The sequence below is a fragment of the Streptococcus caledonicus genome (assembly GCF_042656225.1).
GTDB lineage: Bacteria > Bacillota > Bacilli > Lactobacillales > Streptococcaceae > Streptococcus > Streptococcus caledonicus.
In genome coordinates this window covers 29,488-46,474 of record NZ_JBHSOJ010000028.1, presented here as the reverse complement: position 1 = coordinate 46,474, position 16,987 = coordinate 29,488, and the positions used below count along the sequence as shown (strand labels likewise).

Genomic DNA, 16,987 nt, shown 5'->3' with positions numbered 1-16,987 from the left:
AGTTAATCTCTAAACACTCCATCTTTGGTCACTAGTCGCAATCCCTTATCATCCGTATTTGTAAAGGTCAATGATACTGAGTTAATTGTTGAGGTTGGATCATTATCCTCTTGATAAAAAAGGGTTAGCTGATGAAATTCATTAAATTCAGTTTGAAAAATATCCGTTACTGGGCCATATTGGGCCAAAATCTCTTTAGGCGTCTGATTTAACGAGAGATTATCAACTTTCTCTTTCGTCCATTTAAATGAAAAGTTCTCTGCTGTCGCGATAGGATAAGTATCATCCTTAAGATTCGTATAACTCTTCTGATAGAGACGATAAGTGCCCTCTATAGCCATGAAATACAGATCAACCTTACGATAATCTTCTGGATGGCTATAATGAGCAACAACAATGCTCCTTCCTTGATAGTCCTCAGAGGTGTCATAATTATCTGCTCTACCATGCTGTTTTGTCACTGCTTCTAAACTCGTTGAATCAGCATAGTCCTCGGCCACTTTAAGGTCACGATAATTAGCTACTGTCCAGTCAAAAACTTCTTTTTTCTTAAATCCTTTGATGTGCGAAGCATAATCCGCTCTCTGGATAGACCAAGCTTTATCTCCTTTTTGGTTCATTCCTCCCAAGAGATATCCTATTATTATGAAGAGCATTAAGGCTACTATTCTTATTACAAACTTCCATATCTTTGATACTGGATTATCTAAATCCTTAATTGCCTCATCAATCCCATCAATGATTATCGGGTCCTGTTCTCTTTTTGTCATTCTGCTTTCACCCTAAATTCTCCATCTTTTCGAGACAACCTAAAATCACCTGTTTCGTCTAATCTAAAAAAATCAAAATTCACATAATTTTTACCCTCAAAATCTGAATAATTCAGCGTTAGCGTCAGCTCATCATTGATACCGATACTGTAAATACTACTAGGCGGCCCAAATTGTTTTAGAAACTCTTCAATCTTAACGCCACCAACACCCGAGCCTTCTTCCCCGACCTTGACTGAGTCAAACTCCTCAGCAGTCCAAAAATGCGTCACTTCTCCAACCGTATCTTCATAAGGTATACCATCTAAATCAGTAAAAAACTTATAAGTTAACGTAAATTCTCCATCAAAATCGTTAAAAACCAATACAACATGACTATAACTATCTCCCGTTCCTATCATAGTTCCATAGCTCAATTGCAAAGATTCTTTACTGTCATCTAATGAAATCATTTCCACCCCAGAAGGATTACCAAATTTTTCCAGCACCTCATCAAGACTTGTTTCGGATACCTTCTGATCGTCCCAATCAAGCTTGACAAAGTCATCATAAGTCCAGGCGAATTTTTGTTTATTTCCCTTTGTAATAGAAATATTACGAGCGTATTCCGATAAGGTATCATAACGTTTGATATCTCTAAAGAAAAAGATATACATCACTGCTCCGACTATCATCAAAGGCAAAAAAATACGAAGATAAGTCCATATTGTTCGTAACCGTATTCCTCCCCTTCTTGTATGCTCTACTATGTCCTCAATTTCTTGAACAATTGTTTCAAATTCATCCCGATTTTTAGCCATAATAGCCTCCTCTATTATTATTCATTATAACACACTTTTATCATTCATATACAAGTCACAAAAGTGAGCTAAACCCTCTCTAACTAGCCTTAAAATCTTCTATTCTTTTTTAATTACTCACATTTACTTGCCCCTAATTATTCCAAAATATGATAAAATAAAATTATCTATCATCCCTAATCAGAAAGGATTAGTTATGCCTTCTCAAACACCTCGAAAACCTATAGGTTGGGGCCCGATTATCGGTCTAATAGTTGTTTTTGCTATATTTTCAGAAGATTTGATACCTCTTCTACTATTTATAGGTGCCGGATACGGGGTGTATTACTCCGTTACTCGTAAATCAGCATTAGAAAATAAAAATACCGCCTTGCGTTTGCAAGATCTCAAAGAGACAATCTCACAGTGCGATCGTCAAATTAAATTACTCGAAAGTTATCTTGATGACAAAAATTTCACTCAATACAGTATTCTAGCCAAACAAATTCTTCCAAATCTAGCCACCATTAAAAGTGAAACTGACGCTTTAAAGAGCAAAATAGATTTAAATATCTACAAACGTATCATGAAACGTGCTGGAAATGAAGAAGATAAAATTAATATCCAATTAAGAGCTCTCAATATCTCAACGGACACTTCTTCTACATCTGAACAAGAAGTGGATATCCTGACACGTGCACCAGAAATCGTAACTACTTATCAGAATATCCAACGAGACCACATGGAAATTCTTGAAAAATTAAAGAACGCTGAAAACGCTTCAGAGCTAAAAGCACTTCATGATATCAACATGCAACGATTCAAGGATATTTTGGACGGTTATCTAAAAATCAAAGAAACTCCTAAAAATTATTATAACGCAGATGAACGTTTAGCTCAGGCCAAAACGGCGCTGGAAAAATTTGATAAAAATCTTGACGAAACTCTTCGTCAGCTCAATGAAAGCCAGCTTAGTGATTTTGAAATCAGTCTCAGAATGATGGAAGAAAAAACACAATCCCATAGTTCTGATACTTACTCATAATGAAGAGAGGTACCTAGCATGTCTAACACTTTTAACTTTGACATTGACTCTATTGCTAACAATGCACTCACCAAAACTGATAAAACCACCCAAATTATCGAAGCAGCATCAACTACTACTGGACAAATGGCTTTTTTAGAAAAACTGACGCCTGAACAACAATCAGCTATCCAATCCAAAACTCCTGCCCTAGTTGATAGTTTCATAGCCGACCAAAACACCTTACTTGATTTTGGAACCAGTGCTGTTGAAAATGTCAATGCAACCGTTAACCATATCTTAACTGAGCAGAAAAAATTAGAAATTCCACAGGTTGATGAACTCTTACTCAATGCCAACCGTGAGTTAAATGGTTTTGTTACTAAATATAAAGACGTTAAACCAGCTGAATTAGAAAAAAAAGATAATTTCTTCAGCAAGTGGTTTAAACAAAGTAAAAATACTCTACAAGACTTCTACTTTGATTCTAAATCCTTAGAAGAAAAATTGGACGGTATGGTCGTAACAGTTGTCAAGCAAGAAGATACCCTAGCTCGTAACATTGTTTCTGCCGAAAAACTCATCGAAGATAATACAAAATCTATCGAAAATTTAGTTGGCGTAATTGCCTTCATCGAATCCACTCAAATGGAGTCTGCTAACCGCGCTAGTCGCCTTCAAAATGAAATTGCGACTTTGGATAGCACAACCCCAGAATATCAAATAAAAAGTAATGACCTCGCTCGCATGACAGAAGTTATTAACACCCTTGAGCAACAACATACTGAATACGTCAGCCGACTCTACGTTGCTTGGACAACTACTCCACAGATGCGTAACCTTGTTAAGGTTTCCTCAGATATGCGCCAAAAATTAGGCATGTTACGCCGTAACACGATTCCTACAATGAAGCTCTCTATTGCCCAACTTGGTATGCTTCAACAATCTATCAAGTCAGGCGCTACTGCGGATGCTCTCATCAATGCTAACAACGCTGCGCTTCAAATGCTTGCTGAAACAAGTAAAGAAGCCATCCCATCAGTCGAACGTGCTGCTCAAAGTCCTACCGTTTCGATACAATCCGTTACAGCATTAGCAGAAAGCCTCGTAGCTCAAAACAATGGTATTATCGCAGCAATCGAAAACGGCCGACAACAACGTGCACAATTAGAAACGGCAATTGTCAAATCTGCTGAAACCATCAACGATTCTGTCAAACTCCGTGATGAAAAAATTGTTCAAGCCATTCTCAATGAAGGAAAACAAGTCCAAGAGGAAGTTAAAAAACCAATTGAGGAAGTAACCTCAGAATAATTTCAAAATATCATTTTTCCACTCTAACATTAGCACCATCTCCCACTGAAACGAGGCTCAACAAGGCCTCGTTTTCCATTCTTTGTGGTATAATGGAAACATTATGGATAAACTTATAAAATCAATTTCAACATCTGGTGCTTTCCGTGCCTATGTCCTTGACAGCACAGAAACGGTTAGAACCGCTCAAGAAAAACATCAAACCCTCTCGTCTTCTACGGTCGCACTCGGTCGTACTCTGATTGCTAATCAAATCTTAGCAGCCAACCAAAAAGGCGACAGCAAAATCACTATCAAAGTTATCGGTGACAGTTCCTTTGGCCATATCATTTCAGTTGCTGATACAAAAGGACACGTCAAAGGCTACATCCAAAATACTGGTGTCGATATCAAAAAGACTGCTACTGGTGAAGTTCTAGTCGGTCCTTTCATGGGGAATGGCCATTTTGTCACCATCATCGACTACGGAACAGGAAATCCTTATACTTCTACAACTCCTTTAATTTCGGGAGAAATTGGTGAAGATTTAGCTTACTATATGACCGAATCAGAACAAACTCCATCTGCTGTAGGTCTTAATGTCCTTTTAGACGAAAACGATAAGGTTAAAGTTGCTGGAGGCTTTATGGTACAGGTTTTACCAGGTGCTTCTGAGGAAGAAATTTCTCGATACGAAAAACGTCTTCAAGAAATGCCTGCTATCTCTAGTTTGCTTGACTCTGAAAATCATACAAATGCTCTTCTTACAGCCATTTACGGCGACGATGCGTTTAAAGTTCTTTCAGAAGAAGCTATCGGATTTGCCTGTGATTGTTCTCACGAACGTTTTGAATCTGCTTTGATTACTCTTGGAAAAGCAGAGCTAAAAGCTATGGCTAAAGAAGACCACGGAGCTGAAATCACTTGTCAATTCTGTGGCAGTCACTACCATTTCACCGAAAATGATTTAGAGGAGCTTATCAATGACTAAACTCAGTTCATCCTTTATGATTGGAAATGTTGACATTCCACACCGCACTGTTCTAGCTCCAATGGCAGGAGTTACTAACTCTGCCTTTCGTACCATTGCTAAAGAATTTGGTGCAGGTCTCGTCGTTATGGAAATGATTTCCGAAAAAGGACTTCTTTACAACAACGAAAAGACCCTCCACATGCTCCACATTGATGAAAATGAACATCCAATGTCCATTCAACTATTCGGTGGAGACGCAGAAGGTCTAAAGCGCGCAGCTGATTTCATTCAAAATAATACTAAAGCTGATATCGTTGATATCAATATGGGTTGCCCCGTTAATAAGGTTGTTAAAAATGAAGCTGGCGCTAAATGGCTAAAAGACCCGGACAAGATTTACCACATCGTCAAAGAAGTAACCTCTGTTCTTGATATCCCATTGACTGTCAAAATGCGCACAGGTTGGTCTGATAGCTCTCTAGCAGTTGAAAATGCTCTTGCTGCAGAATCAGCTGGTGTTTCTGCTCTTGCCATGCATGGCCGTACCCGTGAGCAAATGTACACTGGTACCTGTGACCACGAAACTCTTGCCCGTGTTGCCAAAGCCATTACAAAAATTCCATTCATTGGAAATGGTGATGTTAGAAGCGTCCATGATGCGAAATATATGATTGAAGAAATCGGAGTTGATGCGGTGATGATTGGACGCGCAGCTCTTAACAATCCACATCTCTTTACTCAGATTAATCACTTCTTTGAAACAGGCGAAGAACTACCTGATCTTCCATTTACCAAAAAATTAGACATCGCAGAAGAACACCTTCGTCGTCTCGTTAACCTTAAAGGTGAGAAAGTAGCTGTCCGTGAATTCCGTGGACTTGCGCCTTACTATCTCCGTGGTACTTCTGGCGCTGCTAAAGTTCGTTCAGCTGTTGCCAAAGCTGAAACTTTCTCAGAAGTCCAAGGGCATTTGGATACCTTGAGATGATTTCCAATTTGCTCACAACACAACAGCATGATAAATAAGAAAGGCTGGGTAAGACTTCAATGATAACTTACCTAGCCTTTGTCATATAATTCTTCCAAAATAGATTTAAACTCATCTGCCAAGCTTCTGAATCTTACTTCCCCATATAATGATAAACACTCGCTTTAATGGTATTGATAAAAGGTAATAAAACGATTACATTAGTTAATAAAACAACTGATAACATCATTTTTGAAACTATCTTTGTAAAACACTTATATTCTCCTTTTTTAACAGAACAATTACCTTTCAATATTCTTCTTTTGATCTATCAGATAATCAGTTAAAAGTATCATCCCATAAAAATACCTTTTTATTATAATTAAAAAGTAACTACTCACAGCCAATGAAAAATATTCCTATAATTTTCCCAAAGAACTACAATCCCCTGAACTCCTTTCTAAAAAGTTATCTTATTTTTTGATACCCTCACTATACACCTAATTTTCTAAAAATAATTATATTTTTACAACATTTTTATGATACAACAAAAGAGTTGATTACCTTTAATCAAGCATGCAATCTAACACTTTAGAATGAGAGTAGGACAAAACCTGGACACTGAAACCAAAAACGAGAGTGAGACAAAAATCGTTAAATCGTCACAAAATGACAATGTCGATTGTCCTCGCTCTCTAGTTTATATGCTTAGGCTGAAACTGTCCACTCCCACATCCGCAAAGCTCCAAAGGTCTAGGAGGTCTGGGAGACCTTTGGAGGTTGGAAATAAGATGAAGAAAGTTCATCACATTCGTATAGGATGGCCGCTAACGATTGCGTGGTACTACGAATGAGTGAGAATAATCCAATAGATTATTTTAAAATAAAGAAGTGTCCAGTTGCAAACTTCCAATCAACCACTGCGTTAATCTGTTATTACCATTAAAAATAGAAGGTTGGGATATTTATGTCCCAACCTCGTTTTTAGATACAATTTATTAGAAAATCAGATTGAATAGTATTATTTTTCTAACCTAAAAATAATTTTATCCCAAACTCCTGATATTTACAAATACTTTTCTTTCAAAGCTGTCATAGTTGTTTCAATAACAGCTAAATTCTGGTTGACTTTGAGAAGAACAATAGCTCCTTGGATAGTTACAATAATCTGCTGAGCTTCTTGGAGGCTTTTTTTCTTTGACCAGTTTGGATGACTGTCATCCAAAACATCTGACAACTTGCTCTGCCATTCTTCCATAAACCCTTGAAGCAATAAACGAAATTCCTCATCCTGTGTTGAAAGCTCCACAATGAGGTTACCTACTGGACAGCCATAAAAAATGTCTCCGTCTTGACTTAAATGAAAATCGTAGACCCAATCTAACATGGCTGAAAGTTTATCTGAAGACGATTTTTCTGATTGGAAAATCCCTTGAAACAATTCTATCCGCCATTGATCTAAAAGCAGTTTAGTTGCGACTACGCCCAACTCCTTCTTCGATGAAAAATAATGATACAGCTGACCTTTCCCTACACCAGATGCAGTTATAATGTCACTGATTGATGTGGCAACATAGCCTTTGAAATATATAAGCTCTTGTGCCTTTAATATAATCATATCTCTTACTGCCATATCAAGTCCTTTCAAGCTAGTTTCATAAGTGTAAGGAGGGGAAATGAAATGTTTTGATTCCTAAATCACATTTTTTACACGTCACTAGAAGCTAATCATTACAATTGTACCAATTGGTAAAGAAATGTCAAGTCTGTCAAATAACTTATGGTATACATATAAGGAATAAGCCTGCGCTATTTTCTAAAGACACATGATTTTGATATACCATTAGCCAACTGATGTAATACCATCTTCAAGTTAATCCTACTAAGAATAGTCTTTCAAGTCATAATCATTTGTCATGAAAGCATCTGACTAAAACAACTAAATACCAAATAAATATTTCAATAAAGTGACATCTTTTATTGATTTTGAAATATTTTTGTAATATAATGTAATCAAAACAACACAATAACCAAGGAGTATCCTCATGAAAATCAGCCCAAAAGCAACTACTAGTGTCCTCCTAACTAGTCTCTTCCTGTTAGGAGCTTGTGGAAAAAAGAAGAGTGAATCTGCCAATAACCAGTACACTGTTCAAAGCAGCAAAGTCGCTACTAAAAAATCTGAAAAATCTTCTTCAACTGCTAAAAGCTCCTCAAAAGCAACTGAGGGAAGCCCAGAAAACACTTTAGCTAGTAGCTTTAGCAATGCAGAAATGCAAGCAACTACCAGCCAGTCTCAGATTTTAAAACCAGCTAATACTAGCTCTTCTATTGATGTTGATGCCCTTATCAATGATGACTTGACAACCATCGTAGGGGATTGGTCTAATGACCTAGGGGAAACGATTACCATCAATCCAGATCGACAAGTAACAAGTACACATCGAACAGCAACACTCCAAATCTCTCCAGGGGAAGCCCGTGACAATTGTTACTTCTCAGGTATTGGAGATCCTACACAATTAGTCGGAGGAGCCGGTTTTATCGTTATTCCAGCTGGAGTTCCAAACCCACATTTTGGAGATGTCACCGATTTTGATCGTATCCTTATTGGACAATCTGTCGCTGCTGATGAACACCCATTTACACGAAATTAAGCAGTAAAATGAAAAGCATAAAATCTCAATTTCTATAAAATATTAAAACCGCTAAGATGAACTCCTAGCGGTTTTATTTGCTTATACAATCTCAAACTTTAATTTACCTTTAGACAAACCAACCTTCAAGGTTTGTCCTTGGACTAGCTCACCAGCTAAGATCAGTTCTGATAACTTATCTTCAACTTCTGTTTGGATAGTTCGACGAAGTGGACGAGCACCCATTTCAATATCATAACCATCTTGTGCCAAATATTTGAGGGCTGCAGGCTGAAATTTTAGGGTGACACCCTTATTCGCCAAAACTTTCACAAGAGGCTGCACCATAATCGTTACAATCTCACGCATATGCGCTTCATCAAGGCTGTGGAAAACAACTTTCTCATCAATACGGTTGATAAACTCTGGACGATAAGCTTTCTTCAATTCTTCAAGAATCCGTTTTTCCATTGCCTGATGATTGTGAGAGATAGCTTGAGCTCCAAATCCAACTGTCTTATCATCACGTAATGCAGTAGCTCCAAGATTTGAGGTCATGATGATAATGGTATTTGAAAAATCAACCTTGCGGCCACGACTATCTGTCAAGACACCGTCATCGAGAACCTGTAACAGCACATTGAAGATATCTGGGTGGGCTTTTTCAACCTCATCAAACAATAACACTGAATAAGGTTTGTTGCGAACTTTCTCAGTTAATTCACCACCCTCATCGTAACCAACATAACCAGGAGGGGCACCATTAAGACGACTCGCCGCAAATTTTTCCATATATTCTGACATGTCAAAACGAATGAGTGCCGATTCATCATTAAACAACACTTCTGCTAACGCTTTGGCTAATTCCGTCTTACCAACTCCAGTTGGTCCTAAGAACATGAAAGAGCCGATTGGACGTTTACCTGTACGAATCCCCGACTGATTACGACGAATAGCACGGCTAATAGCAGACACTGCCGCATCTTGTCCAACCACACGTTTATGGAGCTCTGTCTCCAAGTTCAAGTATTTCTTACTATCTGCTTGGCTTAATTTTTCCACAGGAATACCTGATAAACGGCTAAGAGTCGTTAAAATGTGTTCTTCTGTTACTGAAATTGCTGGACGAACATCATTTTTTTGCGATTCTTTCAATAATTGACCAACGCGTTTTAAATCACCAGCAAGAAGAGCTTCGTCAATTGGGTTAAGAGTCTCTTGGGCTTCTTTTTTAGTCATAATCTGAACAGTGGCGCTAGCCTCATCAAGCAAATCAATCGCCGAATCTGGTAACTGCTTACTGGTTAAATAACGATGCGCAGCTTTAACCGCAGTGACAATAGCTTCATCAGAAATAGAAACATGGTGAAAAGTTTCATAACTTGGTCTAAGTCCCTTTAAAATAGCTACTGCATCAGCTTGACTCGGCTCTTCAATCATAACTTTAGCAAAGCGTCGTGAAAGGGCTGCATCTTTTTCTAGATGTTTCTGATACTCAGACTGAGTAGTGGCTCCAACCATGTGAAGAGTTCCGCGTGAAAGGGCAGGTTTTAAGATATTGGCTGCATCAAGCGTTCCATCAACACCACTACCAGTTCCCATTATCGTATGCAATTCATCAATAAAGAGGATGATTTTACCATCTGTTTCAATGTCTTCGATAATCTGATTCATGCGCTCTTCAAAGTCACCTCTGAAGCGTGTTCCTGCAACAACAGACATCATATCAAGCTCTAAAACTCTCATTTCTTGAAGCTCATATGGAATCTTACCGGTAGCGATTCGTTGCGCAAGCCCGTAAGCTAGAGCTGTTTTTCCGACGCCGGCATCACCAACTAAAACAGGATTATTTTTAGTCTTACGGCTCAGTACCTGAATCATACGAGTGATTTCTTTATCACGTCCAATAACAGGATCTAAAAGCCCTTGTTCTGCCATTGCTGACAAATCTCGCGTAAAATCAGACAATTCTCCTGCAGTTGAAGGTGGCTTCATCATGTCAGAGAAGCTACCGCCTGCTTTAATCTTTTTAGGTTTTCTAAGTCCATGGATAGCTTTTAAATCCTCTTTAGAGATTCCAGCATGACGTTCTAACGTTTTCCTGAGGTCAATCAAACGAAGCGAATTGCCATCATCCTTCACTTTAAATCCAGCTAATTCTAAAATACGGGTTGCTAACAAATCCACATTAACCAAAATCGCAAAAAGAACATGCTCTGTTCCAACTTCATCATTGTTCATGACTTTGGAAATAGCAGAAGCGTACTCTAGAACTTCTCTCAAAGCTTTGGAAGTCGGACGAAGAAGATCACTCCTTTTTATATTATCCTGCGGAGCTTTTCCTATAGCCAAAATAGCTGCCGCTTCATACTCTTCTAAGGAAATTTCTCCCTCATACTCTGCAAAACTTAATCCTGCAACTGAGTCATGCAACATAACCATCCCTAGAAGTACATGCCAGGTCTCCAAATAAGCACTATTATAACGGGCAGCCTGCTCCTGACCTAGGCGGAGAGCTTCCTTCATTTTTAACGAATATTCAACCATACTTATCCTTTTCTATCTAATCTTTGAAGAAGTGTACGAAGTTGTCTCGCGCGAATCTGATTCGCATTAACACCTAGAATCTCATCACTACAAACTCCCAATAAAATATTTCCTTCACGCTCTGTGATGACGCCTTGATCATAGAGAAGTTGCATTAAATCAGCAAATATTTGTTCCGTTGGATTTTGGCAATACTTACTTAGTAAGTCACCTAAAAAATGGTGCTGATCGGAAAAAGCAACCTTAACAATACGGATGTAACCACCGCCACCTCTTTTACTTTCTACCACATAGCCGCGACTTTCTGTAAACCGTGTCTTAATCACATAATTAATTTGGCTAGGAACCACTTGAAATGATTCCGCCAATTGGGAGCGCTGAATCTCTGCAACACCCGTTTGAGCTAGTAGGCGTTTGATATGCTCTTCAATATAATCAGAAGTGTTTTTTAGGACCATAACCCCTCCTTTTACATAATCAATTTAAAACTGAACCGCATTGTTTCTGTGATACTCTTAAAAACAGTTCTATATTTTGACTAATACTGACCTTATTATAGCAAATTTCTAACCATTTTTGAACTATTAGACTTATAGTTGACGAAAAAAAGGAGACTTAGCTCCTTTTATTAACCTAATGCGCATGCTGAAGGAAATTTCGGTTGATCATTTGCTTCTTCCAACAACTTATCATGACACCCTACTGGTAGAATTTCAAAATCTTTGAGTAGAGCAATAGAGTGGTACTGCTGTAAATTTTCATCACACTCTTCACACCAGCGTTGTTCATTAACGTCCCAAAAAGTAGCCAAAAAACTAGATCGACTTTCAAAGCTAGGAAACACCTTTTTTAATCTTTGCAGCAGTTCAAGATACTCTTTCACAGCAACATTAAAATCTTGAAATTCTTGCAAGGAGACAATATCATTCTTCCAATCCTCTAAAAACCACCAGGGTTCAAAATCCCCATATAATTTAATAATTTGATACATAATACATTCCTTATCGTTTGACCTATTATATAAGATTTTTGTCTGTATTGGAAAAGATTTGCTCAGAGAGAACGTATTCCTTAAAATAATCTAAATCTCTGGAAAGAGATACATACCAACAAATACTCTATCTTAGACTTTTCAAATCAAAGCGCAGCTTTTCTTTTGAAAAAATGAATACATTGAAATAATGCTAAAATGCAACATTCTTTATAATACTAATTTAGATTTTTTAGTATTTTTGTTAGCAATTCTCCTAATATGGCGTCGATGCTCCTACGAAATTCCTTCTTCTTGGCAAGGCTAGCTCTCCTCGCTATATCATTTTAAACTCAGACTGAAACCAGCCACCGGACAGTTTGAGTTTACCACTACGGAAAGTGCTAGTTGTGGCGATTTTGCCGCCTGTAAGGAGTGGAGAAAATACCAGTAATGGGAGATTAGGAAACAACTCCATATTGAAAAGAAATGAATTGTAACACTAAGACAATTTATCTTCAACAAGATTACTATTTTAAAGAAAATGCAAAGCATTGCTATAAGATAGAATCAAAAAATGCGAAACTGAAATACAGACATTCTCTTGATGTGGTTATGGCTCAGGTCTTTTCAACATGGAATTACAAGCAACCACAGCGATTTTTGTGGCTAATATGAAATGGATTATGACTCTTATCAATCAAAAATAGGGCAAAGCAAAGAGGAATCTACCCAAATAGTAGGAGATAGATTCCTCTTTTTTTATTTTATTGAAGCTATAAAGACGACTTTTTCAGTGGGTTCGCAAACTTATCCTCTCTTGACGTTAGAATAGTCAATTCACTACAGTTGACAAAGATTCGAAAGCCGTAGCACAGAAATTGAAGTTTCTAGATAATCATCTTCTAGTCTTCTTTGCGACGGAGAAAACCTGCAATCCCAAAGACAGCTAACATAGTTACTCCCACTAGACTTAATGAAGACCCACTGTCACCTGTACTTGGAAGGTTTTGACCAGTTGGAGTTATCGCCGTAGTTGTTTGATTAGGTTTTACTGATGATGGCTCAGTTCCCTTAACTTCTTCATACTCATAGGTAATAACCTGTTTGCCTTCAATTACCTTCCCATTTGACGGAGCATCCCCTTCATTTTTACGAACAGCAACTAATCTATAGATTTTGCCATCTTTCTCAATAAGTTTCGGTGCTTCATCTGTATATGGGGTATCAACCGGAGTATCTTGTGGTTTAACCGTCCGATGGTCTGCAATTTCCGTATCTGTCCCTTTGACGACATACCGAGCAACAACCGAACCTGTCTTCACAACTGGCTGCTCAACAATTGGTTTATACAGGTAAACAACATGCTGAGTTCCTTCAGTAACAGTTCCTTTAGCTGGAGCACCTGTTTCATCTACTTTAACGAGCTCATAGCCTTTAAAGGTTTCTGGAGTTGTTACATAGGCCTCACCAACTCTACCATTACGGATAACATCAGTGGTCTTTCTCAAAACCTTGCCGTCGAGGGTCTTATGCTCAACTGTTACTGTACCGTTCTTTTCAACTACCGTTTCAACCTTTTTGTAGATGTAAGTAACAGTCTTCTCTCCCTCTTCAACTTTACCGTTAGCATCTGCGCCTGTTTCATCAACCTTCACAAAGGTGTAGCCATCGAAGTTACCAACAGAAGTCTGATAGTCTGAGCCAACAGCGCCATCACGAACAACGTCTACTGGTCCTGCAAGGACTGTGCCATCTTCTGTGATGTGACGAACAAGAACACTACCTTTCTTAGTTTCTGGGGTTGGAGTTTCTGCAACCTTTTTGTAGATGTAAGTAACAGTCTTCTCTCCCTCTTCAACTTTACCGTTAGCATCTGCACCTGTTTCGTCAACCTTCACAAAGGTGTAGCCATCGAAGTTACCAACAGAAGTCTGATAGTCTGAGCCAACAGCGCCATCACGAACAACATCTACTGGTCCTGCAAGAACAGTACCATCTTCAGTAATGTGACGAACAAGAACACTACCTTTCTTAGTTTCTGGGGTTGGAGTTTCTGCAACCTTTTTGTAGATGTAAGTAACAGTCTTCTCTCCCTCTTCAACTTTACCGTTAGCATCTGCACCTGTTTCGTCAACCTTCACAAAGGTGTAGCCATCGAAGTTACCAACAGAAGTCTGATAGTCTGAGCCAACAGCGCCATCACGAACAACATCTACTGGTCCTGCAAGAACAGTACCATCTTCAGTAATGTGACGAACAAGAACACTACCTTTCTTAGTTTCTGGGGTTGGTTGGTCAACTTTTGCTACATAGTAGTAGTTAACTTTCTTTGTCGTATTGGCTTCAATCTCACCTGTTTCTTTATCCCCATCGGTGTAAGCATGGGCGCTCGTTTCAGCTGTTACAAGAACATAAGTTTTGCCGTCAACGGTAATTTCTTCTTTTTTCTTAGCTGTTGCATCATAGGTCGAACCAGCTTCACCATCTACTACAAGATCTTCTTTTGTAATGGCGTCATTTGTCAGTACTTGGCCGTCCTTATCAACAATATGGTAATGCACTTCTACATTTCCTTGCTCCGCAACCGGTTGAGGCTCTTCTTTCAACTTGTAAACATAAGTAATAACACGCTCACCTGGAAGAACTTCACCTGAAACAGCATCAATAGCTAATTTAAGAGCATCAATCTTAGAGGAGCGTAAGTTGTTATCAAGTGTTACTTCACCAACATTATAGAAACCTTCTGGAGCTAGAACATATGTCTTATCCCCAACTTTAATTTCAGCTGGTTTTTCATTATTCTCAGTTGCGTCATATTTCGTACCGACAGGTGCATCTTTTGTATCAACAAATTGAGGTTGTAATTGATTCCCATCAGTATCGACATAGTTGACTAAGACAGAGCCTGTTTTTACCTCTGGTTGTTCGATATAGTAATAGTTAACAACCTTTGTTTTGTTCGCCTCAACAAGAGCCTTATCACCATTTTCAGCATCTCCATCAGTATAAGGCTTAGCACTTGTTTCAGTTGTTACAAGAACATAAGTTTTGCCGTCAACAATAATTTCATCTTTTTTCTCATCTGTTGCATCATAGGTCGAACCAGCTTCACCATCTACTACAAGATCTTCTTTCGTAACGGCGTCTTTCGTCAGTACTTTACCATCCTTATCAACAATATGATAATGAACTTCTACGTTTCCTGTTTTTGGAGTATCTGGGATTGGCTCGTACAGGTACACAACATGTTGTGGGTTTTCAGTTACTTTACCTTCGGCTGGAGCACCTACTGGATCTACTCGAACCAACCGATAACCTGGAAATTCCTCAGAGGTTGTACTGTAAGACGTCCCAATAGAAGCATCTTTTTGGACATCTGAAGTAACTTTCAACACTTTCCCATCAACCGTCTTATGCTCAACTGTAACAGAACCTTTTACTTCTTGGTAGACATAAGTAATCGATTTCTCTTTGTCTGCTTCAATTTTTCCTGAAACAGTATCCGTACCAAGTTGTTTTGTTGTGTCTGTCAAATTATTAACTTCAGATACAGTACCTACTGGATACTCACCGGCTGGAGCCAAGCGGTAAATTTTTTCACCAACTTTGATTTCAGTCGGTTTTTCATCTTCACTTTGGGCAGTATCATATTTTGAACCTGCATCCCCATTTTCTGTATCTTTATATGTTGGTTTCAGTTTGATCGTACCGGTAGTATCTGTATAGTTAACGATAACAGAACCTTTTTTTACTTCTTCTAAACGAACTGATAAACGGAAGAGGTCAGCGTTAGAAACTTGTGAGAGGCGACCATTAACAACTGCATAATCTGACCATGCTTTGTTAAAGCCATTAGTTCTTCCATTTCTTGTAAAATCACTCCCTGCTCCAGAAAACATTGAATATGGGGTAGCACTGTGAGAGAGTTTAAAACTCACTTCTGAAACGGTTCCAAGAATACGCACTGAGCCTGTTCCTGCTGGAACCATATCTGGATAACGTCCAGAACCTGTACCACTTGCATCGGCAGGAACCACTGAACGATTGTATGTATTTTTTTCTGCGGCTTCAATTACTGTATCGGTAACTTTTAAATTAGCGCCCGTACTTGCTGCTTCTAAACGGACACCATTTGTCAGCAAAGATAAAATAGTACTATTATAGGATCCACGGCCATTTGTCTCTCTATCCAGATAACCATCTGCCGAACCACCGATACCAGAAACATCTATAATTGGGTTCACAACAGGCTCACTAAATCTAAACGTTATAACTGCTTCCTCACGAGCACCATTAAAATCCCACTGACTCGGATTATTGTAAGGAATAGGCTGTACATAAATCCCTAATGCTGGAGTTGTTGCTGGATTAGGATTGCCGACAAACATATCGGAAGTAGCTCCATAAGAAGACTGATTATCTCCTTCAACTAGATAAGACACTCCCTCTGGAACAGTTCCAAAAGGAGTAATAGTAGCTGTTAGCTTAATCTCTTTCCCTTCTTCATTACGGATAATTGTCTCGGCACCTGTGTAAGCAGTCATAAAATTAGGATCAATGTACTTATTTCCAGAAGAAATTTGATTGTTAAGTGTCCAATTCGTACTGGTCAAATAGGTCGCTTCTGCAGCATATACCACTTGACTATCCGAATTTAGAATTCCCCTTACTTGAACAGCTGTTGTAAACAACAAAGCTCCTACTGTTACAGAAGCAAGTCCTTGTTTGAACTTTCTAAGCCCAAAACGTTCTTTCTTGTTTGTATGAAAATGTTTACCAAACATTTCAATATCTCCTTTTTTTCCAAACTATTTCCCTACATATCAAATGATTGTAGCTTCAATTATCCCCTCAGGGGACTATTTTGTCAAGCTTTTTGACTCTTCATCGCAATAAACACACTAAGAAAACGATTTCCTTTTTAAAAATATTCCCGCGTTGTAAAATGAAGTGCAACAGAAAAGACATGTTCGTCTGATATACTAGAATTCCCCCAACTCAGTATAGAAAGCAGATGAACATGTC

Annotated in this window: 12 protein-coding genes; 5 read left to right on the top strand and 7 right to left on the bottom strand. The window is 38.5% G+C overall.

Annotated elements, in window-relative coordinates; all coding sequences use genetic code 11:
• Nucleotides 1–2 precede the first annotated feature (2 nt).
• Nucleotides 3–770: a hypothetical protein gene (locus tag ACFPQ3_RS09890; protein WP_156806865.1), complete on the bottom strand. Its 768-nt coding sequence runs from the start codon at nucleotides 768–770 to the stop codon at nucleotides 3–5.
• Nucleotides 767–1,570, bottom strand: coding sequence for a hypothetical protein (locus ACFPQ3_RS09885; protein ID WP_156806863.1), 804 nt, complete (start codon nucleotides 1,568–1,570; stop codon nucleotides 767–769). The genes ACFPQ3_RS09890 and ACFPQ3_RS09885 overlap by 4 nt, the downstream gene beginning before the upstream one ends.
• Before the next feature lie 196 nt (nucleotides 1,571–1,766).
• On the opposite strand from ACFPQ3_RS09885, the gene ACFPQ3_RS09880 reads away from it, so the two are divergent.
• The 4 genes from ACFPQ3_RS09880 to dusB all read left to right on the top strand — a co-directional run bounded on the left by ACFPQ3_RS09880 (nucleotide 1,767) and on the right by dusB (nucleotide 5,827).
• A complete protein-coding gene (locus tag ACFPQ3_RS09880) occupies nucleotides 1,767–2,594 on the top strand; it encodes a hypothetical protein (protein ID WP_156806861.1) in 828 nt (275 codons plus the stop codon).
• Between the two features lie 18 nt (nucleotides 2,595–2,612).
• A complete protein-coding gene (locus ACFPQ3_RS09875; RefSeq protein ID WP_156806859.1) occupies nucleotides 2,613–3,887 on the top strand; it encodes a toxic anion resistance protein in 1,275 nt (424 codons plus the stop codon).
• A gap of 103 nt (nucleotides 3,888–3,990) precedes the next feature.
• Complete coding sequence (hslO, locus tag ACFPQ3_RS09870) at nucleotides 3,991–4,857, top strand: Hsp33 family molecular chaperone HslO (protein ID WP_156806857.1); 867 nt, start codon at nucleotides 3,991–3,993, stop codon at nucleotides 4,855–4,857.
• Nucleotides 4,850–5,827 (top strand): tRNA dihydrouridine synthase DusB, encoded by a 978-nt coding sequence (gene dusB / locus ACFPQ3_RS09865; RefSeq protein ID WP_156806855.1) that lies wholly within the window; start codon nucleotides 4,850–4,852, stop codon nucleotides 5,825–5,827. The genes hslO and dusB overlap by 8 nt, the downstream gene beginning before the upstream one ends.
• A 1,045-nt stretch (nucleotides 5,828–6,872) precedes the next feature.
• Here dusB and ACFPQ3_RS09860 read toward each other — a convergent pair.
• Nucleotides 6,873–7,439: a TetR/AcrR family transcriptional regulator gene (locus tag ACFPQ3_RS09860; RefSeq protein ID WP_156806853.1), complete on the bottom strand. Its 567-nt coding sequence runs from the start codon at nucleotides 7,437–7,439 to the stop codon at nucleotides 6,873–6,875.
• Nucleotides 7,440–7,851: 412 nt separating this feature from the next.
• On the opposite strand from ACFPQ3_RS09860, the gene ACFPQ3_RS09855 reads away from it, so the two are divergent.
• Nucleotides 7,852–8,463 (top strand): DUF6287 domain-containing protein, encoded by a 612-nt coding sequence (locus tag ACFPQ3_RS09855; protein ID WP_156806851.1) that lies wholly within the window; start codon nucleotides 7,852–7,854, stop codon nucleotides 8,461–8,463.
• Nucleotides 8,464–8,544: 81 nt separating this feature from the next.
• Here ACFPQ3_RS09855 and ACFPQ3_RS09850 read toward each other — a convergent pair whose 3' ends face one another.
• From ACFPQ3_RS09850 to ACFPQ3_RS09835, 4 genes are all read right to left on the bottom strand, one after another.
• Complete coding sequence (locus ACFPQ3_RS09850) at nucleotides 8,545–10,989, bottom strand: ATP-dependent Clp protease ATP-binding subunit (protein WP_156806849.1); 2,445 nt, start codon at nucleotides 10,987–10,989, stop codon at nucleotides 8,545–8,547.
• Between the two features lie 2 nt (nucleotides 10,990–10,991).
• Nucleotides 10,992–11,447, bottom strand: coding sequence for a CtsR family transcriptional regulator (locus ACFPQ3_RS09845; RefSeq protein WP_156806847.1), 456 nt, complete (start codon nucleotides 11,445–11,447; stop codon nucleotides 10,992–10,994).
• 170 nt (nucleotides 11,448–11,617) lie between these two features.
• Nucleotides 11,618–11,980, bottom strand: coding sequence for a DUF1033 family protein (locus ACFPQ3_RS09840; RefSeq protein WP_156806845.1), 363 nt, complete (start codon nucleotides 11,978–11,980; stop codon nucleotides 11,618–11,620).
• Between the two features lie 884 nt (nucleotides 11,981–12,864).
• Entirely contained in the window at nucleotides 12,865–16,746 is a 3,882-nt protein-coding gene (locus ACFPQ3_RS09835) for a MucBP domain-containing protein (protein WP_156806843.1), read from the bottom strand.
• Between the last annotated feature and the right edge of the window lie 241 nt (nucleotides 16,747–16,987).

What these genes read in the sequence shown, in the direction of transcription:
- ACFPQ3_RS09890 (WP_156806865.1), bottom strand. Translation starts at nt 770, where the DNA reads ATGACAAAAAGAGAACAGGACCCGATAATCATTGATGGGATTGATGAG.
- ACFPQ3_RS09885 (WP_156806863.1), bottom strand. Translation starts at nt 1,570, where the DNA reads ATGGCTAAAAATCGGGATGAATTTGAAACAATTGTTCAAGAAATTGAG.
- ACFPQ3_RS09880 (WP_156806861.1), top strand. Translation starts at nt 1,767, where the DNA reads ATGCCTTCTCAAACACCTCGAAAACCTATAGGTTGGGGCCCGATTATC.
- ACFPQ3_RS09875 (WP_156806859.1), top strand. Translation starts at nt 2,613, where the DNA reads ATGTCTAACACTTTTAACTTTGACATTGACTCTATTGCTAACAATGCA.
- hslO (WP_156806857.1), top strand. Translation starts at nt 3,991, where the DNA reads ATGGATAAACTTATAAAATCAATTTCAACATCTGGTGCTTTCCGTGCC.
- dusB (WP_156806855.1), top strand. Translation starts at nt 4,850, where the DNA reads ATGACTAAACTCAGTTCATCCTTTATGATTGGAAATGTTGACATTCCA.
- ACFPQ3_RS09860 (WP_156806853.1), bottom strand. Translation starts at nt 7,439, where the DNA reads ATGGCAGTAAGAGATATGATTATATTAAAGGCACAAGAGCTTATATAT.
- ACFPQ3_RS09855 (WP_156806851.1), top strand. Translation starts at nt 7,852, where the DNA reads ATGAAAATCAGCCCAAAAGCAACTACTAGTGTCCTCCTAACTAGTCTC.
- ACFPQ3_RS09850 (WP_156806849.1), bottom strand. Translation starts at nt 10,989, where the DNA reads ATGGTTGAATATTCGTTAAAAATGAAGGAAGCTCTCCGCCTAGGTCAG.
- ACFPQ3_RS09845 (WP_156806847.1), bottom strand. Translation starts at nt 11,447, where the DNA reads ATGGTCCTAAAAAACACTTCTGATTATATTGAAGAGCATATCAAACGC.
- ACFPQ3_RS09840 (WP_156806845.1), bottom strand. Translation starts at nt 11,980, where the DNA reads ATGTATCAAATTATTAAATTATATGGGGATTTTGAACCCTGGTGGTTT.
- ACFPQ3_RS09835 (WP_156806843.1), bottom strand. Translation starts at nt 16,746, where the DNA reads ATGTTTGGTAAACATTTTCATACAAACAAGAAAGAACGTTTTGGGCTT.